The organism is Parapedobacter koreensis (genome assembly GCF_900109365.1).
GTDB lineage: Bacteria > Bacteroidota > Bacteroidia > Sphingobacteriales > Sphingobacteriaceae > Parapedobacter > Parapedobacter koreensis.
In genome coordinates, this window is record NZ_FNZR01000001.1 from 174,125 (window position 1) to 194,764 (window position 20,640).

Consider the following 20,640-nt stretch of genomic DNA (forward strand, 5'->3'; position numbering starts at 1 on the left):
CGTGCTAATCAACAAATCTTAATGGTTTCCATACGAAGTAATTTTCCCAATTTTTCAATCTTGCCTGCAACATGGCCAGTCCCCACGGCACAATGGTGTGCCGGGCCATACGTATTCCAGTTTTCTACAAATCGGCGGGCCCCGATGGGAAAACGGTAACGGCTATTGGTATTGCCGATTTCCAGGATAGGGCCTGATACCGATTCGGCTTCAGCTACCAGAAAAGCCAGTTTTCCCCTGCCATCTTCCACCACCGATAATAAGGTAACCGGCCCATGCTTTACCGACATTTCCACGGATAGCCCGTTGCCTACCTTTCCGTGATAAACTTGCAATGGTTTTACCTTGATCTTTCCCTCAGCAATCCGGAAATGTCCCGGACCATCATGTCCCATCAGTACCACATCAGCGTCAAAATCCATGGCATAGTATTCGGTAAATGACCCTCCGGCACCGAAACCGTCCAGTATTTTCATCGCTTGGGCATTCTTGATTTCGTATTCACCCGCCACCGGAATACCCCTGGCCGTCAGATACGTGCTCCCGAGGATAATCGAGCTCATGGTATTTTCATTTTCGGCGATGCCACGTCCTTTGTAGTAATAGGCCAACGAACCCAAGTGATACTTGGCCGCTAACTCGTCAAGCGCCACAGACGTGCGGGCAGCCCGTTCCAATTCAGCAAGGCTGCAATCCGGCCAGACATCAAAAGCCGCATAAAAATCCCTTACCCGTTCCTCGATTTGCGCCGCCGTTACATAGGTTCGTAGGGATGACAGCTCGTCTACCTCAAGATGTTCAATATGGCCTCCAAAAGTGGATAGCTGGAGGGTCAAGTCGGTATAAATATCCAGCATACCCGAATAATACGTCCCCATTGCACCCAGTCGGTTATGCGCCATCGTGTTGGCTACCTTCGCGGCCTCCACCCACCCCGCCACTTCTTGCCAGCATTCATCTTCTTCACCCAACAAGCCCGTCACCTGATAAAACTGAATACCGGCCCGGTTAAATACGTTGGCCAGCTCGGGCACCGGACAAGCCGAGCAGTAGGCCAGCCATTCACCCGTCATGTCGTGTCTATCGAGGCTATTGAAATATCGATAGTCAATAGCCGATTCGGGCGAAAGGTTCAATACGATAACAGGAACCTTGGCGCGTTGTACCACAGGAAGCACTGTGGCGGATAATGCATAGGTAGTCACATACAGAAAAATGATATCCACATCCGCCTGCCGAAAACGATGGCCTGCATCCATGGCTTTACCGACGGTATCAATGAGGCCCAGGTTGATGATAGCTGCATCATAAGCCTCCAAGCGATGGTGCACCTGATGCAAATAAGTCAGCAACCGATTTTTCAACCCTTCGAACTGCTCCCAGTAAACGTCGAGCCCTATGCCGAACAAACCTATCTTTAACCGCATTGAAATGATGTTTTATACGTGCTTATAACTGTATTAATGGTAGGCTAAGTTATTTTTTATAATTTTAACATCCATACACGATTTGACATTATCGATGTACATTTTGAACCAATTAGGAATGATAACATATGAAGACATACCATAAATACCTACCCGTGAGCACCCGCGATGAGCAATGGGGTTTATATACGTTAAATACGGGATTCGGCCAAATCCCACTGTCTTCTGCCTACCCCAGTAGAGACCACCCGGCTACTTATTATTTCGATTGGCAGCACGGCCGTGTACTGGATGAATACCAATTGATTTACATCACACACGGTGAAGGCTTATTCGAATCAAAAACCAGTGGAGCAATAGCCATCCAGGAAGGTTCCATCATTTTGTTGTTTCCGGATGAATGGCACCGTTATAAACCGAATGAAAACACGGGGTGGAATGAGTATTGGGTTGGGTTCAAGGGCCCCATAGCAGACCAACTGGTGAAAAATAAATTTTTTAGTAGGCAAAACCCGATTATACGCATCGGGTTCCGGGAAGAAATCGTTGCTTTCTTCAATGATATCTGTGCGCGCACCAATACCGAGCTTACCGGCTACCAACCACTCATTTCCGGGGAAATCCTGCATCTCTTGGGATCCGTGCATGCCATCTCCAAAGAAAATGCACTGCATGCCAATAGGGATTATGAAGACAGCATAGTAAATAAAGCCCGGATAATATTCCGCGAAAATGTCGAGACTTCCATATCAGCCGAGCAAGTTGCCCAAGATTTAGGCTTGAGTTATTCCCAGTTCAGGAAGGTGTTCAAAAAATACACCGGCATCTCCCCGGGACAATACTTGATCCAGCTCAAAATCGAAAAAGCCAAATTATTGCTGACATTTCCGAATAAGCTCATCAAGGAAGTAGCCTATGACCTGGGATTCGATTCATGCTTTTATTTCTCCAAGCTGTTTAAGGAGAAAACGGGATTGTCGCCCGCCAACTATCGTGATCGATACATGCGACCCGTATCGGGCCGTTAGCAATCCTTTGCTTAAAGCAACATCATGCAGGCGTCGAGTTAGGCTCGTTAATCCGACAAACCACCACTGCCGCGTACGCCAAACGCATAACGCTGGTAATCGATAAGCTGCCGGTCGCCTTCATTAGCTTTCCATGCCTGCTCCTCGTGGCTAAGGCGAACAATGTCGCCAGTATTCTTGTCGCTGAACAGCTTGGCAACGGACTGTAGAATGCGATTCTCCTCCTCCGAAAATTGACCACCGTCAAACGAGATATTGGGATGATAAACCTCCACGTACTGGTCATCCTTGCCCTTGCGTTCTTCTATGGAAACCTTTCCTTCATCCTGTAGCCGAAGGAAAAGCCGCCCGTATTCGGCTGGCACCGGCCCGAACGGGATGGCACGGTATTGCAAACCGGTAATAGAGTAGCCATGATTCCTGTATGCAAAAAAATCCATGTAAAACAACAGCTTGTTGAGCTTGGTCTTATACAGGTTGCCGATGTGCTGTTCAAAATAGGCGATGGCTTGGGCGACACGCGGCAGGCTAAGGCGTCGGTATCCATTGTAAGAATTGGGGGGCTCCTCACGCAACACAATCTGCGAAAGTCCAATATCATATAGTATATCACGACGGCGCTCAATCAATGCCTCTGCCTTTGCGATAAACTTGTTTGCCTCCTGCTCTTCTAAAAAATGGCTGCTTGCCTTTACCTGCTTGATGAATTCCTCCGGCTCGCGTACGGACAGGATGAGCCGCCCATTGGCTACCGTGGGCATTTCCCCCGCTTCGTAAAGCCGGTAGGTATTGGCTCCCAATCCCAATATCTCCGACATCTTGCTGGCCGATACGCCGTACTGCCCGCGGATCTGCCGGATTTCCTCCGGAAACGGGATACCGTATTTTTCCCGGTATTGGTTGGTGGCCTGCACCGTATTGAGTGCATCCAGCCGGTCGTCGGTAAACCGCTCGCCACTGCTTTCGCACAGGTAATAATGGTACATGATGTTGAACGTTTCCTTACGGAACGTGAGGGTGTCCGCCTCGCGGACCAATTTCATTGGTTTTCCTGTGATTGGGCTGTTCATATTTTTTCCTTTTTGAAGGGATAGCTGATAGGATGCGCTGCCGGATGGAATGAGATGCAAATGACCGGATTGCCTGATGTCCCCATTGATATTTTTATATACAGTTCGTTATCCTTATATATTTTGCCGAATACCCACATGCTGGCTATTCCGTACAACTGATCGTCCAGCGGGCCTTCGCTATAGTCAGTAATCGTAATGGACTCCACGATTTCGCGCCGCTTGACCGGAGTGATTTCCAAACCCAACAGTGTCTGTGCATTCTTTGGCCTGCTGTCCCTGAAAATGATATCAAATACCCGGTACTTGGCAAAGAACGCTTGTAGGAAATGGGAAACGTCGTCTCTTGTCGCCACGGCAATACGGAATTAAATAAATACATCGAACATTATCCCATCTCTTCGCAAACAAACAACTTATTCGTGATAAGGTTGTTTGGCGATAGACGTTTTTACATCTTTTATGCGGTCACAAAAATATAACTAATAAGTTGAATTATAAAATATTTTATCAATTTTTTAAACTTATTAGTTTATTTTTCATACACTAAATGGTATTTATTCAACTAAAAAGTGTAAAGGAAAGTAGGTGTTAATTAATGACCGGGAAAGGCGGTAAAATCATGCCCGATATATTTGGAAGCTCACAATTTATTATAAAATTTCCTTGCATTAATTATTAATCGTAATATTGCAATACATTTATATAGTAATGGGGATTACCAAAACAGAAATATTCAGCGAAAAGCAAAATGAGCTGGCCATCACATTTAAGGCATTGGCTCATCCCGCACGGATTGCCATTTTGCAGCACATTATCAAGCAGCAAGCCTGCATCTGCAATGATTTGGTGCAGGAACTCGGATTGGCCCAGCCAACCATATCGCAGCATCTCCGCGAATTGAAGAATATCGGTATCATCAAGGGTAGTATTGAGGGCACCAGTATATGCTACTGCATTGACGAAGTGGTATGGCATTCCGTGAAAAACGAGCTAACTGCTTTCTTTTCGCAGAATGTATCCGTTGAAAAGTGCTGCTGATTTTTTTATTCTGATTCATCGTAATAAAGCATTAAAACAATAAATAGAGTCCATTAAATTATGAAACTATCCGAAGTAAAACAGCTTTTGCCCACGTTGGACAATGTAGCGTTTCAATTGGAAGACGGTACGTTTGTCCCCGAACATTTCCATGTCACCGAGGTGGGGGTGACAACCAAACATTTCATCGACTGTGGCGGGATCATCCGTAGTGAGGAAGCGGTCAATTTCCAATTGTGGAATGCCGAGGATTACGAGCATCGGCTGAAGCCTGCAAAACTACTCCGGATTATCTCGCTTTCGGAGGATAAACTGGACATAAAGGATGCCGAAGTGGAAGTAGAATACCAAAGCAATACGATAGGCAGGTATGATCTTAGTTTCAATGGCAGTCATTTCGTATTGAAAAGTAAGACTACGGCCTGTTTGGCGCAGGACGCCTGTGGTAATTTTAAGGAGATATCGGTGGCTGCATCTTCTTGCTGTACCCCGGGAGGCAACTGCTAATATGGAACGGAAAAAGAATATCCTGGTATTGTGCACTGGCAACAGCTGCCGAAGCCAATTGGCTGAAGGATACCTGCGGCATTTCGCTGGCGATCGTGCTGACATCTACAGTGCAGGTATCGAAACACACGGTGTCAATCCAAAGGCCGTACAAGTGATGGCGGAAGATGGGATAGATATTTCGGGCCATACCTCCAACCATGTCGATGAATATCGTGACGTTGATTTCGACTATGTGATTACGGTATGTGACAACGCAAAGGAAAGCTGCCCTTATTTCCCCACAAAGGCGCAAAAGTTTCATCATAATTTCCCCGATCCGGCCAAAGCTGTGGGTACTGAAGAGGAAATAAATGGAGTATTCCATCATGTGAGGGATATGATTCGGGATTATGCAGAACGCTTTGTCCGAGAACAGTTGAATTAACATAGACGAAGAGCCATCACGCAAAAGAAGAATATGTTTGCAAATAACTATGCGCCTGCGGCAAAAAGAAAAAAATTGAGCTTCTTGGATAGATACCTGACCTTATGGATTTTCCTTGCCATGGCCCTTGGCGTCGGGATAGGTTATTTTATCCCCGCTTCTGCAGATTTTATTGATTCCTTTTCCAGTGGGACTACAAATATTCCCCTGGCCATCGGCCTCATCCTTATGATGTATCCTCCATTGGCCAAGGTCAGGTACGAACAGCTGGGAAAGGTTTTCAAGGATGTTAGAATCCTTGGTCTTTCATTGTTGCTTAATTGGGTACTTGGCCCCATACTGATGTTCATCCTTGCCTTGACATTCCTGCGGGACTATCCGGAATACATGGTCGGACTGATACTCATTGGGCTTGCAAGATGCATTGCCATGGTGGTGGTGTGGAATGAACTGGCCGAGGGAAACCGGGAGTATGGAGCGGGCCTGATTGCCTTGAATAGCATTTTCCAAGTCTTGTTCTACAGTGTGTTTGCTTATTTATTCATCACGGTACTGCCTCCCCTGTTTGGCATCGAAACCACGGAGATTAACATTACAGTTGGACAGATTGCGGAAAGCGTGGGCATTTACCTTGGAATCCCTTTCGCATTGGGCGTAATCAGCCGGTATGCACTCATTGCCTGGAAAGGGGAAGAATGGTTTACCAAAACCTACATGCCGTTTATCTCGCCAATCACGTTGATTGCATTGCTATTTACCATCGTTGTGATGTTCAGCCTCAAAGGGGAATTGATTGTTCAGATTCCCATGGACGTGGTACGTATTGCTATCCCATTGGTGATCTATTTCGTATTCATGTTCGTGTTCAGTTTTCTCGTCGGGAAACGCGTTGGCACGGATTACTCAAAAAATACGGCCATTGCCTTTACAGCAACTGGCAATAATTTTGAGCTGGCAATCGCTGTGGCCATCGGTGTCTTTGGTATCAACAGTGGGCAAGCTTTTGCGGGGGTCATTGGCCCACTCGTGGAAGTACCGGCATTGATTGCATTGGTCAACCTCGCTTTCTGGTTCAGGAAGAAGTATTACGGCACCAACGTTGCGGTTAATCAGCTAAAAACAAAAGGATAATGCTGTAAAAAGAATGATTTGGCTTGGAAAGACAAAAAGCCGCCCAAGGATGGACGGCTTTGGGGTATAGATCTTTGCGCTTGCCTGAATAGTTTAAAAACTGAATGAAACATGTGCCATCCACCGGTCACCTGCCTTGACCCTGCCATCTGCGAGGTTCTGTGACAGGGGTGACTGGTAATTGCCCCCGAAAGAGACACGCCCGGCATTCACTTCCACACCCGCTACGCCGGTCAGCGAATTACCTCCGGACTGTGCCACATCATACCTGCCGTATATCACGTCCTTGGTCTGTGTTTCATACATTGCCCCCGCATTGGGCGCGATGCGCACCTTGTTCTTGATATTGAATTTATAATACGCAAGCACGTTGGCAGTGAATTTATTTCCGTAGCGGTATTCATACCTGTTCTCCGTATTGATCTTGTAGCTCACATTGGCATTCAGACCCAAATCCATTAAGCGGATGTCGTATGCAAGGTTGGCCATAAAGTCCGTGCTGGCTGTTCCCAACTGGAAATTATTCGGTGCATCCTGCGATACCGATGTCCGTTCACCATCGTCGTATTTGCCCGTGGGCGCCTTGACACCGATACCCGCCCAAAGCGAATGCACAAGCAGTTTGCTGCCGTTCGTGGCAGCCGCCTGTTCGAAGATCTTATAGAATCCCATCAGCGCGACATCGCCCATACCGTCCTTATGTCCGGTCTGTCCACTGCCCGGCACATGGCGGGTGTTGAAGTTGTAGGGCAGGATGGCCATCGCCCGCCAGCGGGTGCCGAAGTTCCATGCTCCCCAGAGTTCCATGCTCTCGTAAGTTTCGTCAGCAGTGATGGGTGTACGGTTGCCTGAGGCGCCGAGGTGCGTGGTGAGCAGCTTGTGCTGGTAACGCAATCCGATAAAACGTTTGTTGAAATCGGGCAGTATGCCGAGGTAGTAGCTGCCCACGCCGCATCCGCAGATGTCGCAGGCTTTGGTGGCAAGCGTTGTTGCCGACACCAATATGCATGTAATAACTATTTTCCGAGTGTATTTCATCTATTTTCCAATTATTAATCATCAATTCACAATCATGTCCCCGCCCAGTTCGGGTTCGGCAAACAATGGGTTAGTGACAAACTCCCGGTCGTTCAATGTTTGCAGGAAGGCCGTGAGGTCTTCTTTTTCCGCGTTGGTCATGGGAATGCCGATGCTTCCGTCCGGTTGCCTGAACACGGGGTCGAGCGTCTCCGAATCGACCATGCCGTTGCGGTAATGCTCCAATACCCTGTTCAGGGTGAGGAAGCGCCCGTCGTGCATGTACGGCGCGGTGTACTGCCAGTTGCGCAGGCTGGGCACCTTGAATCTGTACCTGTCCTGCGGGTTGAGCGTCACCGAATCGCGGCCGATGTCATTCATCCGGTTGGGCCCGATTCCGTTGTTGCGGTAGCTGCGGTCGGTGAACAGCGGTTCGCTGTGGCAGGCGACGCAGTTTTCCTGGAAAAACAGGTACCCCCTTTGCTCTGATTCGGTAAAGGCTGCCCCATCTTCGCCCCGCATCACCTTGTCGTATTTGGAGTTTGCGCTCACGGCCATCAGCATGAACTGCGACAGCGCCATGAACATCCGCGCATCGGTGATTTCATCCGTGCCGAACGCTTTTTTGAACAGGGCCGGATAGTCAGGATGCTCGCGCAGTTTACGGATGACGTTGGGTACCGTCTCATCCATTTCCACCGGGCTGGTGATAGCATTGATGGGCGAAAGGTCGAGGTCGAATACGCCACCGTCCCAGAAAAACTCCCGCTGCCATGCCATGTTGACAATCGGCATGGGATTGCGCGTGCCCAGCCGATCATCGATGCCGTGGCTCACGTCATGCCCATGGTGGGTGAAGGAAGCCGACTGGATGTGGCAGCTCCCGCAGGCAATCGTGTTGTTGCGCGACAGCCGGGGTTCGTAAAAAAGCCGCTTGCCCAGCTCAAAGCCCGCCTCCGTCACCGGATTGCGGGAAAAATCGTATTCCGGTTCGGGGAAGTTGGCCGGTCTTGCGAAACCGCCAAAAATATCGGGCAGCACATCATTTCCCTTTTTGCACGCAAATACCAGCCCGACCAGTATCCCCAGTACCAACAGCTTTTTCATCGTTGTTTCCGTTTAGTAGTCTCCATTGCCTTAAAGTTCGTCTTCGCTCCGGACGAAGTTTTCCGTATGGTCGTGGGTGAACATCGAGGGGAAATTGTTCGCAATGTTCACGCTGTATTCGCTGAACATCACATTAGGGTGTTCAGGGATGCTGAACGTATGCGGCCCATTGAACACCTCCATGATGTCCACGAACAGGTGCACGTTGCTGCGTAGCCCTTCGCGTACCTGTGCGGTTCCTGCCTGCGCAAGGTCCACTGTGATGACCTTGATGTTGTTGATAGTGGGCGCACTGTACCCACCGAAACCGCCGATGTGGTACTTGAACTGCTTGTTGCCCGTGGGGTCGCCCTGCTGGTCGTCCGAAATCAGGTTGCAATATCCCTCGAACTTGAAGAAGATATACCCGCTGTTCCACCCCCAGTACATACCGCCGCCCTCGTGGCCCTCATCCGGGTTGAAGGAAAGCACACCCTTCCGCTCTTCGACCGGCATCTTACTGCGCTCGGCATCCACGCCGAGGATGAAGGACACCTTCGTGTAATCGCCCTCCGGCGCCTCCACTTTGGTGAACCGCGTGGTGCGATCTCCGCCGTTGACCAGAAAATAACTATCCTCCTGCGGCACCGTGTATTCGCTTCCGTCCGCTTTGTACAGCTTGATATTGCTGATGAAATAGTACAGCAGCTTGATGCTGAATTTCTCGCCCTTTGCATTGGTGTATTCACGCGGGTGGAAGCCAAGTGTTTCCTCGCCCGCGATGTTGTCAAATTCGATGGAAAACGCCCCTGTCTTTCCGGCATCCGGTTCAGGAGTATCCTTCTTGCTGCAAGCCGTAGCCATCAGCACGGCAGCTATAAGCAGTGCCGCTTTTCCTATAATTCTCATTTTTCTGTTCGTTTTCATTTTTTCTTAGTTGTTTGGATTTGAAAAATCCCTGTTATTGAGGAACACCTCATCTGTCAGCGTGTGCAGGAAAGCGATGATGGCCGTTCTTTCCTCGCCGGTCATCGGGATGCCCGGCCCGTCACCGTTTTGGTACAGCAGCCTATCGGTCACTTCCGTGTCCCTTATCCCCTTGGCGTAATGATCAAGTACCCCCCCGATGGTGGCAAACCGTCCATCGTGCATGTAGGGGGCACTGACCATCACATTCCGCAGGGACGGCGTCTTGAACGCACCGAGATCCATCGGGTTCAATGTGATGCGGTAGCGGCCACGGTGTATCCATTCGTGGGAGCCGTCGCTGAAATCATCATCTATGCCGTTGTTATGGTACCCGTTGTCCGTGAACAATTCACCGCTGTGGCACCCCCCGCATTTCTGCCTGACGAGGGATAGTCCGTGAAGCTCCTTTTCGCTGAGTGCTGACGTGCCTGTGTCATTCAGGATATAGCGGTCATAGTGGGAATTTCCCGATACCAGCGTCCGTTGGAATTGGGCAAGGGCTTTGGCAACATTTGCCGCGGTAACCCCGTCGGTGAACGCCTCTCCAAAAAGGCTGGGATAGGTGGCATCCTCGCGCAGCCTTGCTTCCAGCAAGCCGAGATCCATGCCCATCTCGTCGACATGGGTGAGCGGCCCAAATGCCTGCGATTCGAGGTTCTTGGAACCGCCGTCCCAGAACAACCCGGTGTCATGCCAGGCAAGGTTGAACAGCGCCGGGGCATGCCTTTCCAGCGGCTTGCCGGACACGCCATGCGCGGCAATGGCCACACCATCCGAAAATGCAAGCTCCTGCCGGTGGCAGGTGGCGCAGGAAACCTTGCCGTTGGCCGACAGCAAACCGTCGTAAAAGAGTTTCCGGCCCAGCGCCACGCCCTGCACGGTCAGCGGATTGTCGGCAGCCGATTCCGGCAACGGGAAATGGGAAGGGATGGCAAGGGTATAAGGTTCCCGGCCGAAGGGCTCCGGTTCGGGCATGGGCGTTTCCTTGCGGCAGCCCTGCGCGGTCAGCATGGCTAATAGTGCCGCCGCGACGGGATATACCCACTCCTTTTTCCGGTTCCGTTTAACTGCCATCCCCACCGTCTCCCTATTTGGCCGATGAAACCGCCGCGCGCAGGCTGATGGCTTTGTCGAGGTAGTTGGCTGTCAATTCTTCCATCAAATCCGGCGTGGTTGCGCCTATCACGCTGTTGCTCCAAGGGTATTCGAAGCCGATGAGCTGCTCCACGTCCACCTCCAGTTCCACGTTGGATGCTGCCTGCGAATTGATGGTGATGGACGATTCGAACGTGACGGTCTTTTCCTTGTACTGTTCGTTTGATCCCGTCTCCCAGAAGAACGTCTTGGATTCCGGCGTTTCCTTTACCCATGTCATCTCGCCCGACAGCGAGGTGAAGATGTAGCTAGTAAACCACATCCAGCTATCGGACGCCATGCCGTTCAGCGGGGTGAGCTCCCCAGCCTGCAACGTCAGGTTGTCGTTGTACTTTGGGGCTACGCCTATGGAAAACTTCACTCCCACGTAATCACCGGCGGGGATACCCCGTATCGCTATAGCTTCCCTTTTGTTGGCCGGGTATATCTTGCCATGGGTACCGTCTTGCACGGGTATTTCATTGTTTTCCTCGATAAGGTAATACGAATCGGGAATGAGTACCTCTTCTCCGGCTGCATTGATGAATTTTACATTGCTCACCCAGTAGCGGAGCCTCGTGAAGGTGTATTGCAGGTCAAACTCCCCATCCGGATTGGTGAGCTTGTAGTCGTAGGCTTTATTCAGTTCGAAATCGGCATCACCGTAGCGCGCATCGAAGACGAGTGTCGTCATACCCTCCTGGTGGATGGGTTCTGCCTCCACGTATTCGGTCTTTTCGCAGGACACCGCGATGAGGGCCATGCCGGCTATCCCATAAATCCAGAAATGTTGCATTACATTGGCTTTCATTATTCTTGTTTTTTCAGTTTCTTTTATTTCAATTAATTGAATAGTTCTCCGTCAACCGACGGCATCCATCTTGAATCCCCTGCATACCTTCCCTCTTCCGCCGCATCAAATGCAACGGTGTGTATAATCTTGGGTTATTTTGTCAGGCGAATGGAGATGATGGGCACGGGGGACGGAAATTGTCCGCTGAATATAGGTATTGGTAGGATGCTTCCCGCGGGAAGGGTGTAGTGGTCCTGGATACAGTGGGTGCGTGGAGGACGAATGATTCCGGTAGCAAGAAAGCTACCGTTTCCGATTTGGGGTTCGCGTGGCTGTCACCCGTGCGCTGAGTTTCCTTGTCTTCCAGCGCCTTCAGTTTTTCCATCAGTATGCACTGGCCGTTGCAGTGCAGTTCGGGCCTGCCACGGTTTTCGCACAGTTCTTCCGCGATACGCTGCTTATTGGCACCGTACCAGGCGAACACACCAAGGCAGCCGAGGCATTGGTACACCAGTGAAAGCAGAATCAGTATGGAAATAGTCTTTGTCAAACTCCTATTTGAGCAGTTTCTCAATAATCATAAAGCCCACGAATCCACCTTGTTTTGGAGAAACCAAAACTGCAGATCAGTACGGCATTGCAAGGTTGGCGTCTGTCAGGAAATCGGGGGGTGGAAAATGGCTTGTTCCGTTTGGAACAGGTAGTGTGGCTCCGGTTGTGGATAATAGCGGACGATATGCTCAAAATGGGGGAGCCCTTCCGTGTCTATGCGTTCCGAAGCCTGCGAAAACAAGATGATCTCTTTGAGTTTGAGGTCAGGTTGCTGCTGTTCTTTCTCCTGTTGTTCCTTCAACTTCTTCATTAGCACGCATTGACCTTTGCAGGGACTGTCCAGGACAAAGCGGTTTTCGCATTGGTTTTTGGCGATGAAATCCCGGTTTGCATAGAAACCCGCTGTAACCCACAGGGCCGAAAGGCTCTGCGAAAGCATGGCAAGGGCTAAAATCAATGCAAAAGGCTTATTCATTGCAGGCAAATGTAATGATTTTTTGTTTTAGGGCAAATCCTGTGATGCTTTCATTATCGGTCGCAATATCCCAACACAGGAATGCTGCGATTTCTTTATCTTTGGCTTATCCGTCAGCGCTGATAAAAGTAAGCATTTCCAGGCCTGCGGAACTTGGACGATAACACGAATGGATGTAGCTCGATCAATACCAATCTTCATACTCGCGGGACTATGTGAAATAGGCGGCGGTTACCTCGTGTGGCTTTGGCTGAAGGAAGGCAAGCCGTGGTGGTTTGGCTTGCTTGGTGGTCTGGCACTTGCATGTTACGGTATTGTGGCGACTTGGCAAACCTCGAACTTCGCGAGGGTATATGCGACATATGGTGGATTTTTCATTGTCATGTCTATTCTTTGGTCCATGAAGTTTGATAACTATTCGCCAGATAAATACGACATCGTCGGCGCTTTAGTAGCTTTACTGGGCGTTTGCATTATTTATTATGCGCCGAGATCGTGAGTGAAAATAACGTGGTGTCTTGCCGCTGATGGAGCTGCACGTTGACAATGACTGTGATTAATGTACTGATGAACATAAAACAATAGCTATTAAACCCTGACAGACATGCTTAGCGACATTATCCCCAAATTGCCCATGCGCAACAAGGCTGCGACATTGGACTTTTACATCGACCAGATGGGTTTCCAACTGTTCGGCAGTGGCGACTACAACGACTACCTGATGATCCAACGGGACAACATCCAAATCCATTTCTTCCTATTCGAGGCGCTTGACCCGAAAGAAAATTATGGGCAGGTCTATATCAGAACGGATGATATTGACGGGTTGTATCAGTCGATGCTGGACAAAAATCTAAGTATACACCCCGCCGGACATTTACAGACAAAGCCTTGGGGGCAAAAAGAATTTTCGATGCTCGACCCGGACAATAATTTGCTGACCTTTGGGCAATCTATGGCTTAATATGAACGTTTTATTACCGGCACAACCAGTTCAACATCGATGACTTCGCCAATCCGGTTCTTTTCCAGATTATAATCTTTCCTGTTTAGTTTGAAATTCCCCCTGAAAACGCCTTCGCTACCCGTGTCATCAAAGGTGAAAGGTATTGTCATTTCTTTCGAGACATTCTTTATGGTGAGTGTGCCTTGAGCGATGAAACCGTCATTGGAAGGAGTAATCTTGGAGGAAGCAAATCGTATGGTCGGATATTGTTCCGCGTCCAGAAAGTCTTCGGCCTTCGCGTGCCTGTTCTTAAGGCCAAGGCCTGTGCTGATCGTGTTCACATCGACGGTGACATCGAACCGGGAGTTCTGCAAATCCGTCCTGTCGAAATCGATGGTGCCTTTCAAGCCTTTCAATGTACCCGAAGCGCCCTTGGTGCTGAATTTAATAGTATAGTCGTCATCTTTTACTTGCCATCCGGTTAAATAAGTGGCAGTGAATTTGAATTTTTATCAAATCACCGCCTAAACTCCCCGCAATCGGCAGCGGGCTGCCGTACGCCCGCACCTTGCTGGTAGACAAGGGAGGCCCCGAGATGTCCGGTATAAACCAGCGCACCCGCACCGCCCAGCACAAAGATAATAGCCAGCAAAGCGAACAGGCGTTTAAAGGGTACCAAGTGCCGTAGCTTGTACAATCCAAGGCCTACGGTATACAGGATAGCGGCGCAATACCCCCACCACAGATGCGACTTCAGTACATCAGGATCGCAGATGCGGCGTACCTCGGTATTGTAAGACCACAGACCGGTATAAATGGCCAGCCATGCCATGGCGGTACCGATACCCAGCAGCCATGAAAAAGAACGGACCAGAAACGGCCCGTTCTCTTTATTCGTACTGAACAGCAGAAAAATCCCGACCAATGCAGCCAACAGTAATAGGGCAATCGGGAAATGGACTACCATCGGGTGCCACAGTTCTTTCCGCCACATGGACGGTAGCTGCTGCAACGGTATCACAGGATTTTGACCGCGATGGGTTCCAATTTGTTTCCTGTCTTCTCGACCTGTACCTCGACATTTCCGCCTTCGGTAAGCTCGCCGAATTCCGCAGACGAGCCATCTGCCCGAGTCAAGGTTGTTTGTTCGGTGAAGTACAGTTCGAGCAGCTTGCCGTCGGCAGTTCGCACGTAGATTTCCTGTTCACCGGGATCCACTTCCTCAGCAACGCCCTGATAAGTTCCGGATTCAACAATATCCGTGTCCCGGCTTGCTTCACCACAGGATTGGAAAACGAATAGTCCGCATATCGCGACGGTCATAACAATGATCAATTTTTTCATCTTACATGCATTAAATAGTTAAAAAATTAATTATTAATAAGTTACATTATTTAACAATGCCCTACTAGAAATGTTTTTTGAATCTTATCCTCCTTCTTCCCCATTTTTCAGCATCATCAGCAGCGAGTAGGCGTTTTTAAGCACGATGTCGTTTTCCGGCAGCCCGGAAACGATTTGGACGTATCCATCTGCTGTATGTCCGATCTCAACGGCCCGCATCGCAAACCGCCGTTCTCCCTCGGCGCTGAACACGTAATGTTTGTTCTGCCAGCGCACCACCGCCTCCTCGGGCAAGGTCTGCCCGGCCTCGTCGCTTAGCTGGATTTCCGCCGTCACGAATGTCCCGGGCATCAATGGTGCCGGGGAGGATGTGAATGAACACCACACTTCCACAGCCCGGTTTTCGTTGATACTCCCGTTGATCAGTTCCACAGTCGCCTCGTATCGCTTGCGGGGATCCGTATTGGCATAACACGATACCCGCTGTCCCTGTTTCAATAACCGGGCGTCTTTTTCGTAAACGGAAAGGGCAAGATAGACCTTTGAGGGATCCACCAGTTCGAACAGCACGTCTTCCGGGGCGGTGTATTTACCGGGATTTGCGAGTACGTTGCTCACAATCCCGTTGATGGGTGAGCGCAGTTCCACTTCCCGCGTGATGTGGCTTTCATCCAGGGTGGCTGGGTCTATCCCGATAAGCCGCAGCTTTTCGCCTTGTGAGGCCACCAGTATCCGCTGGTTTTCGTATTCGGCACGTGCCTGCTGGAAAACCTTGTCACTGGCAGACTGTGTGCTGTTCAGCACCTGCTGTCGTTTGTAGTCCGCCTGCGCTGCCACTAACCGACTTTTGGCCATCAGGTAGTCTTCCTGAAGCTGGATAAATGCCATGTCTTCCAACGTGGCCATCACCGTCCCTTTTCGAACCGGGGCACCGTTGACGAGCCGGACGCTGCTTAGGTATCCACCCATGGGGAAGCCTACGGTGTGGCGGTTTTCCGGCGGGGCCACCGCCAAGCCATTCACTGTGATGGCCGCAGAGGATGCCTTCTGTGCTGCTTTGCCTGTCTCGATATCGGCATGTTGCAGTTGAGCTTCGGTGAGTTCGACGATTTCTTGCCCTCGTGTGCTGTCGGCCGTGACAGTTTTGCTGTCCTGCTCTGCCGATGGCCCATTTTCGCCTATACAGGCGCATATGCCACAGGATAGTGCAAGCAGGAACGCAAATGCCGTGGTTTTTTCTGTTTTCATGTTATTTCTTGTCATTGTTGATGGCTGTTAATGCTTCTATTGCTATCGCTGCCCGGTTGAGCTCGCGGATGGTTTCGAGGTAGTCGGCCTTGGTGGTAAATACCTGGTTGGTGAGCAGCGTCCATTGCAGGTAATCGATTTCCCCGGCTTCTAATTTCCTGCTGGCTGCAGCCAACATTTCATCCTGGTTGGGCAGTATTTCGTCGCCGTACAATGCCAGACGGCCGCGCAGTTGGCGGTATTGCAGCAGCAGATTTTCCCATTGATTGTACAACGACTTGCGTACAGTTTCTTCCGCTTTTTCTGCGCCGCGCACCGCTACCCTCGCTGCCCTGATGCGGGCATGCTGGGCACCAGTGAAGATGGGTATGCCCAAGCCCACGCTGACGGCACCGAAGCGATCTCTCCTGCCCATGTAGGTCTCGGTACCCTGATCATCGGTCTGCCAGCCAATGATGCTCATGTTGCCATAACCAAGCTGGATGGTGGGTAGCAGCTTGCTCCGTTCCAGCGCGAGGGCCGTTTCCCGAAGAATGGTTTCCGCCTGTTTTTCCAGGACAGCCGGAGCCGAACGCACCTCAGCAGTGTCTGCAACGGGCAGCGCGTTGCGGTAGCACAGGGTATCTGCAACAGGCAGCAACTTTTTGTCCGATTGCAGCAGGAATCCCAGCCTGTTGGACTGTACCTGTTCCTCGGCGAGCAGTTGTTCCAACTGTGCCCGCACTTGCAGCCGCTGGTTGGCGGCGGTTGTCCGTTCAAGAATATCCACATCGCCCGCGGCAAAGCGATCTTCGGTCTTCCGGAGGAAGGCACCGTAGACGCTGTCTGCCTGTTCCAGCACCTGCTTTTTCGATTGCAGCAAAATCAACTCATAGAACACCGATTTCACCTCGGCTTCAAGGGCTTTCTGCCAGACCATCGTGCCCGCCATGCTCCGCTCAAGCTGTGCCCGGTAGACCGCCTTCTGCCGGGTATAAACCGTGGGAAACTCAAAGCCCTGGGAAATGCTGAACCGCGTGTCATTGGCACCGCTGTTCAACTGCCCGTATTCCATGCCCAAATCAGTTTTGCCGATGTCGTAGGCACTGCTGACCAATTCGCGGTAATAGGCATCATTCAACCGCGCTGCTTCCATGCCCGGATGTCTGGAAAGAGCCATGCCAAGGGCTTCATTAAGGGTAATCGGCTGCTGTGCCTGTGCCAACGGCAAGGCAAAAAAACCGATAAGCAGCAACAGTGCTTTCTTCGGTCTGAAGTGACCGAATCCCCGTTCAAAAAGGATGTAGAAAATGGGCAGCACGAACAGGGTCAGGAGCGTGGACACGATCAGTCCGCCGATGACCACCGTGGCAAGCGGCTTCTGTACGGCTCCACCCGCGCCAGTGCTGATGGCCATCGGGATGAAACCCAAGGAGGGAACCAGCGCAGTCATCAATACCGCCCGTAGTTTGGACTTGGTGGCATGGATGACTACCCGCGTGAGGTCGTCCCAACCTTCCTTCCGCAGCCGGTTAAACTCGGCGACCAGTAGGATCCCGTTGAGCACGGCCACCCCGAAGAGGGCAATGAAACCGACACCTGCCGAAATGCTGAATGGGAATCCCCGCACCCAAAGGGCCAGTATGCCACCGATGGCCGACAGCGGGATGGCGGTATAAATCAGCAAACCCTGCTTCACCGAATTAAATGCGAAATACAGGAGCAGGAAAATGAGCAGCAGTGCCACGGGCACTACGATACCCAGGCGGGCCTTGGCGGCATTCATATTTTCAAATGAACCACCGTAGACAATGCTGTAACCAGCGGGCAGCGGTAGCTGGCGAGCCACCTTGGCCTGCAATTCCTCTACGATGCTCTGCACGTCACGGCCGGACACATTAAAGCCCAGCACGATGCGCCTACGGGTATCTTCGCGCTGGATCTGGTTCACACCTTCCTCTTCGACTACGGATGCGACATGGGACAATGGTATCTGCTGCCCGTTGGCGGCGGTGACCAATAGGTTGCGGATGTCATTGATACTCTTGCGGATTTCTCCCTCCAGCCGGACGACCATGTCGAAGCGCCGCTCCCCCTCAAATACCTGTCCGGCGCTTTGCCCCGCGAAGGCCGTGTTGACCACCCGGTTGACATTGCCCACATCCAGCCCGTAGGTGGCCATGGCCTTCCGGTCATAGCGGATGACCACCTGGGGCATGCCCGTCACCGTTTCCTCGTAGCTATTGATGGCCCCCGGCACCGTCTGGATAATGCGGTTGAGCCGATGGGCATAGTGGGTGAGGGAATCCAGGTTCTCACCGAATATTTTGCAGACCACGTCCTGACGGGCTCCGGTCATCAGCTCGTTGAAACGCATCTGCACCGGAAACTGGAACCCGACGGTGATGCCCGGTACGGCCCGCAGTTCCTCGGTCATCCGATCCGCCAGCTCGGGAAACGAAGCTGCACTAGTCCATTCCTTTTTATCCTTTAGGATAACCACCATGTCACCTGCCTCCAACGGCATGGGATCCGTGGGGATTTCCGCGCTGCCTATCTTGGTGACAATCTTTTCCACCTCGGGGAATTTTTCCAGCAGGATGCCGCTGGCCTGCTGGGTCGTACGAATGGTGTTATTCAGGCTGGCTCCCGTGAGCAACCGGGTTTCCACGGCAAAATCACCCTCTTCGATTTCGGGTATGAACTCGCCGCCCATCCCGCGGAGTATCCATAACGACAGTGCGAATAGTGCCAGTACGGTCAAGATAATGGCCTTCGGACGAGACAACGCTCCTCGGAGTAGAGGCTGATACCTGCGCTCCAGCCAGGTCATCATCCGGTCTGCGGCGGTCTGCTTATGGTTCAGCTTCTTCTGGAGGAATAGGGCACTCATCATCGGCACGTAGGTGACTGACAGCACAAATGCGCCCAGTATCGCGAAGGCGATGGTGAGCGCCATTGGCTGGAACATCTTACCTTCGATACCCTGCAGGGAAAGGATGGGCAGGTACACGATGAGGATAATGATCTGGCTGAATACGGCAGATTTGATGGTATGGCCAGCGGAATGCCCGACCTCCCGATCCATATCCTGCTGGCTGATGCGGGATATCCCCCTGAACAGCTTGGAATGTGATAGGCGGTGCATGATCGCCTCCACGACGATAACCGATCCGTCCACGATGAGGCCAAAGTCGATGGCACCAAGGCTCATCAAGTTGCCACCCACGCCAAAGCGGTTCATCAGGATAATGGCAAACAGCATGGACAGCGGGATAACCGAGGAGACAATGAGTCCTGCCCGGAGGCTGCCCAGGAAAAAGACCAGTACAAAGACCACGATGAGCGCCCCTTCGATAAGGTTGGTTTCCACCGTGGAGATGGCATTGTCCACCATCTTTGTCCGGTCGAGGAACGGTTCGATGGTAACGCCTTCGGGGAGATCTTGCTGTATCTCGGCCACGCGTTCTTTGATCCGTTTTACGACGTTTGCCGCGTTCTCGCCCTTCAGCATCATCACCACGGCACCGGCCACTTCGCCTTGGTCATTGTAGGTCATGGCGCCATACCGAATGGCTGAGCCGATGCCCACTGTCGCTACATTGCGCACCAGCAGCGGCATGCCGTTGTCCTGTGTTTTCACGACGATGTCCCCAATGTCTTCGAGACTACCGGTCAACCCTTCACTCCGGATATACAGCACAGTGGGTCCTTTTTCGATATAGGCACCGCCGGTATTCTGGTTGTTCCGCTCCAAGGCGTCGAACAAGTCGGTGATACCCATACCATGGGCTTTGAGCCGATCCTGACGGATGGCGATTTCGTACTGCTTCAAGTGGCCGCCGAAGCTGGAGACATCGGCTACACCTGGCGTACCCAATAGTCGCCTGCGCACGATCCAGTCCTGGATGGTGCGCAACTCCATGGCGGAGTATTGCTTTTCATACCCCGGCAAGGGGCGCACCACGTACTGGTAGATTTCACCCAACCCCGTGGAAACTGGCGCAAGATCTGGCGTGCCAATGCCCTCCGGCAGGTCACGCGTGACCTGCTGGAGCCGTTCGCTGATCTGCTGCCTGGCCCAGTAGAGGTCGGTATCTTGGTCAAAGACTACCGTAACCAAGGATAGCCCGAAACGCGAAAAACTCCGGATTTGCCGCAGGCCAGGGATGCTGCTGCAGGCCTGCTCAATGGGAAAGGTGATGAGGCGTTCCACGTCGGGGGCGCCCAGGGAAGGTGATACCGTCAATACCTGCACCTGGTTGTCCGTGATGTCAGGCAGGGCATCAATGGGTAGGCGGGTGGCCTCATAGCCACCCCAAAGGATAAGGGCAATGGTGAATAGCCCGATTATCAGCTTATTCTGTATAGAAAAGCCGATGATTTTATTCAGCATAGTTCAATAACCGTTAATTTTAAATGATATTACATACAACCGACCGTGCGAAACCTTCAAAAAGTGAGGA

21 protein-coding genes and 1 pseudogene are annotated in these 20,640 nt (G+C 51.3%); 7 read left to right on the forward strand and 15 right to left on the reverse strand.

All coding sequences use genetic code 11. The annotated features are described in order from the left end of the window. Positions 1 to 8: 8 nt before the first annotated feature. Entirely contained in the window at positions 9 to 1,427 is a 1,419-nt protein-coding gene (locus BMW65_RS00730) for an arabinose isomerase (protein WP_090601995.1), read from the reverse strand. 128 nt (positions 1,428 to 1,555) lie between these two features. Here BMW65_RS00730 and BMW65_RS00735 point away from each other — a divergent pair, with 128 nt between their 5' ends. Beyond that, entirely contained in the window at positions 1,556 to 2,455 is a 900-nt protein-coding gene (locus BMW65_RS00735; RefSeq protein ID WP_090601997.1) for an AraC family transcriptional regulator, read from the forward strand. Positions 2,456 to 2,502: 47 nt separating this feature from the next. Here BMW65_RS00735 and BMW65_RS00740 read toward each other — a convergent pair whose 3' ends face one another. After that, entirely contained in the window at positions 2,503 to 3,525 is a 1,023-nt protein-coding gene (locus BMW65_RS00740; protein ID WP_090601998.1) for a type II toxin-antitoxin system antitoxin SocA domain-containing protein, read from the reverse strand. Then, positions 3,522 to 3,881 carry a hypothetical protein gene (locus BMW65_RS00745; protein WP_090602000.1) on the reverse strand — a complete coding sequence of 120 codons (360 nt, stop codon included), beginning with the start codon at positions 3,879 to 3,881 and terminating at the stop codon, positions 3,522 to 3,524. The genes BMW65_RS00740 and BMW65_RS00745 overlap by 4 nt, the downstream gene beginning before the upstream one ends. A 355-nt stretch (positions 3,882 to 4,236) precedes the next feature. Between BMW65_RS00745 and BMW65_RS00750 the strand changes: the two genes are divergently transcribed. The 4 genes from BMW65_RS00750 to arsB are packed head-to-tail and all read left to right on the forward strand — an operon-like array spanning position 4,237 to position 6,631. Continuing rightward, the gene (locus BMW65_RS00750; protein ID WP_090602001.1) at positions 4,237 to 4,566 is read left to right on the forward strand and encodes an ArsR/SmtB family transcription factor; all 330 of its coding nucleotides are present in this window, start codon (positions 4,237 to 4,239) and stop codon (positions 4,564 to 4,566) included. Positions 4,567 to 4,626: 60 nt separating this feature from the next. Beyond that, on the forward strand, positions 4,627 to 5,073 hold the full coding sequence (locus tag BMW65_RS00755) for a DUF6428 family protein (RefSeq protein WP_090602003.1): 447 nt from the start codon (positions 4,627 to 4,629) through the stop codon (positions 5,071 to 5,073). 1 nt (position 5,074) lies between these two features. After that, positions 5,075 to 5,500, forward strand: a complete 426-nt coding sequence (locus tag BMW65_RS00760; RefSeq protein WP_090602004.1) for an arsenate reductase ArsC — start codon at positions 5,075 to 5,077, stop codon at positions 5,498 to 5,500. Positions 5,501 to 5,533: 33 nt separating this feature from the next. Next, a complete protein-coding gene (arsB, locus tag BMW65_RS00765) occupies positions 5,534 to 6,631 on the forward strand; it encodes an ACR3 family arsenite efflux transporter (RefSeq protein ID WP_090602006.1) in 1,098 nt (365 codons plus the stop codon). Positions 6,632 to 6,724: 93 nt separating this feature from the next. Here the strand turns inward: arsB and BMW65_RS00770 are convergent, their stop codons facing one another. The 7 genes from BMW65_RS00770 to BMW65_RS00800 all read right to left on the reverse strand — a co-directional run bounded on the left by BMW65_RS00770 (position 6,725) and on the right by BMW65_RS00800 (position 12,657). Beyond that, entirely contained in the window at positions 6,725 to 7,669 is a 945-nt protein-coding gene (locus tag BMW65_RS00770) for a transporter family protein (RefSeq protein ID WP_177180945.1), read from the reverse strand. 21 nt (positions 7,670 to 7,690) lie between these two features. Then, positions 7,691 to 8,755, reverse strand: a complete 1,065-nt coding sequence (locus BMW65_RS00775) for a cytochrome-c peroxidase (RefSeq protein ID WP_090602007.1) — start codon at positions 8,753 to 8,755, stop codon at positions 7,691 to 7,693. 30 nt (positions 8,756 to 8,785) lie between these two features. After that, entirely contained in the window at positions 8,786 to 9,643 is an 858-nt protein-coding gene (locus tag BMW65_RS00780) for an MbnP family protein (protein WP_245747436.1), read from the reverse strand. A gap of 24 nt (positions 9,644 to 9,667) precedes the next feature. Next, entirely contained in the window at positions 9,668 to 10,777 is a 1,110-nt protein-coding gene (locus BMW65_RS00785) for a cytochrome-c peroxidase (protein ID WP_245747438.1), read from the reverse strand. A 13-nt stretch (positions 10,778 to 10,790) separates the two neighbouring features. Beyond that, complete coding sequence (locus tag BMW65_RS00790; RefSeq protein ID WP_090602010.1) at positions 10,791 to 11,648, reverse strand: MbnP family protein; 858 nt, start codon at positions 11,646 to 11,648, stop codon at positions 10,791 to 10,793. A gap of 142 nt (positions 11,649 to 11,790) precedes the next feature. Then, positions 11,791 to 12,180, reverse strand: coding sequence for a hypothetical protein (locus BMW65_RS23800; protein WP_143053752.1), 390 nt, complete (start codon positions 12,178 to 12,180; stop codon positions 11,791 to 11,793). Positions 12,181 to 12,285: 105 nt separating this feature from the next. Continuing rightward, complete coding sequence (locus BMW65_RS00800; protein WP_090602013.1) at positions 12,286 to 12,657, reverse strand: hypothetical protein; 372 nt, start codon at positions 12,655 to 12,657, stop codon at positions 12,286 to 12,288. Positions 12,658 to 12,826: 169 nt separating this feature from the next. Between BMW65_RS00800 and BMW65_RS00805 the strand changes: the two genes are divergently transcribed. Next, a complete protein-coding gene (locus BMW65_RS00805; protein WP_090602015.1) occupies positions 12,827 to 13,156 on the forward strand; it encodes a YnfA family protein in 330 nt (109 codons plus the stop codon). Positions 13,157 to 13,261: 105 nt separating this feature from the next. Further along, entirely contained in the window at positions 13,262 to 13,621 is a 360-nt protein-coding gene (locus BMW65_RS00810) for a bleomycin resistance protein (RefSeq protein ID WP_090602016.1), read from the forward strand. Here BMW65_RS00810 and BMW65_RS00815 read toward each other — a convergent pair. The 5 genes and pseudogenes from BMW65_RS00815 to BMW65_RS00835 all read right to left on the reverse strand — a co-directional run. Further along, positions 13,618 to 14,067 (reverse strand): annotated as a pseudogene (locus BMW65_RS00815) (YceI family protein); the annotation flags it as partial. The gene BMW65_RS00810 and the pseudogene BMW65_RS00815 sit on opposite strands and share 4 nt — an antisense overlap. A gap of 53 nt (positions 14,068 to 14,120) precedes the next feature. Then, positions 14,121 to 14,597, reverse strand: coding sequence for a DUF2231 domain-containing protein (locus tag BMW65_RS00820; RefSeq protein ID WP_090602020.1), 477 nt, complete (start codon positions 14,595 to 14,597; stop codon positions 14,121 to 14,123). 23 nt (positions 14,598 to 14,620) lie between these two features. Further along, positions 14,621 to 14,947: a hypothetical protein gene (locus tag BMW65_RS00825; protein ID WP_090602021.1), complete on the reverse strand. Its 327-nt coding sequence runs from the start codon at positions 14,945 to 14,947 to the stop codon at positions 14,621 to 14,623. 84 nt (positions 14,948 to 15,031) lie between these two features. Continuing rightward, positions 15,032 to 16,195, reverse strand: a complete 1,164-nt coding sequence (locus BMW65_RS00830) for an efflux RND transporter periplasmic adaptor subunit (protein WP_177180946.1) — start codon at positions 16,193 to 16,195, stop codon at positions 15,032 to 15,034. A 1-nt stretch (position 16,196) separates the two neighbouring features. Continuing rightward, entirely contained in the window at positions 16,197 to 20,570 is a 4,374-nt protein-coding gene (locus BMW65_RS00835; protein ID WP_090602024.1) for a CusA/CzcA family heavy metal efflux RND transporter, read from the reverse strand. Positions 20,571 to 20,640 lie beyond the last annotated feature (70 nt).

Coding starts and splice junctions, on each gene's coding strand:
- BMW65_RS00730 (WP_090601995.1), bottom strand. CDS start 1,427: ATGCGGTTAAAGATAGGTTTGTTCGGCATAGGGCTCGACGTTTACTGG.
- BMW65_RS00735 (WP_090601997.1), top strand. CDS start 1,556: ATGAAGACATACCATAAATACCTACCCGTGAGCACCCGCGATGAGCAA.
- BMW65_RS00740 (WP_090601998.1), bottom strand. CDS start 3,525: ATGAACAGCCCAATCACAGGAAAACCAATGAAATTGGTCCGCGAGGCG.
- BMW65_RS00750 (WP_090602001.1), top strand. CDS start 4,237: ATGGGGATTACCAAAACAGAAATATTCAGCGAAAAGCAAAATGAGCTG.
- BMW65_RS00755 (WP_090602003.1), top strand. CDS start 4,627: ATGAAACTATCCGAAGTAAAACAGCTTTTGCCCACGTTGGACAATGTA.
- BMW65_RS00760 (WP_090602004.1), top strand. CDS start 5,075: ATGGAACGGAAAAAGAATATCCTGGTATTGTGCACTGGCAACAGCTGC.
- arsB (WP_090602006.1), top strand. CDS start 5,534: ATGTTTGCAAATAACTATGCGCCTGCGGCAAAAAGAAAAAAATTGAGC.
- BMW65_RS00770 (WP_177180945.1), bottom strand. CDS start 7,669: ATGAAATACACTCGGAAAATAGTTATTACATGCATATTGGTGTCGGCA.
- BMW65_RS00775 (WP_090602007.1), bottom strand. CDS start 8,755: ATGAAAAAGCTGTTGGTACTGGGGATACTGGTCGGGCTGGTATTTGCG.
- BMW65_RS00780 (WP_245747436.1), bottom strand. CDS start 9,643: ATGAGAATTATAGGAAAAGCGGCACTGCTTATAGCTGCCGTGCTGATG.
- BMW65_RS00785 (WP_245747438.1), bottom strand. CDS start 10,777: ATGGCAGTTAAACGGAACCGGAAAAAGGAGTGGGTATATCCCGTCGCG.
- BMW65_RS00790 (WP_090602010.1), bottom strand. CDS start 11,648: ATGAAAGCCAATGTAATGCAACATTTCTGGATTTATGGGATAGCCGGC.
- BMW65_RS00800 (WP_090602013.1), bottom strand. CDS start 12,657: ATGAATAAGCCTTTTGCATTGATTTTAGCCCTTGCCATGCTTTCGCAG.
- BMW65_RS00805 (WP_090602015.1), top strand. CDS start 12,827: ATGGATGTAGCTCGATCAATACCAATCTTCATACTCGCGGGACTATGT.
- BMW65_RS00810 (WP_090602016.1), top strand. CDS start 13,262: ATGCTTAGCGACATTATCCCCAAATTGCCCATGCGCAACAAGGCTGCG.
- BMW65_RS00820 (WP_090602020.1), bottom strand. CDS start 14,597: ATGTGGCGGAAAGAACTGTGGCACCCGATGGTAGTCCATTTCCCGATT.
- BMW65_RS00825 (WP_090602021.1), bottom strand. CDS start 14,947: ATGAAAAAATTGATCATTGTTATGACCGTCGCGATATGCGGACTATTC.
- BMW65_RS00830 (WP_177180946.1), bottom strand. CDS start 16,195: ATGAAAACAGAAAAAACCACGGCATTTGCGTTCCTGCTTGCACTATCC.
- BMW65_RS00835 (WP_090602024.1), bottom strand. CDS start 20,570: ATGCTGAATAAAATCATCGGCTTTTCTATACAGAATAAGCTGATAATC.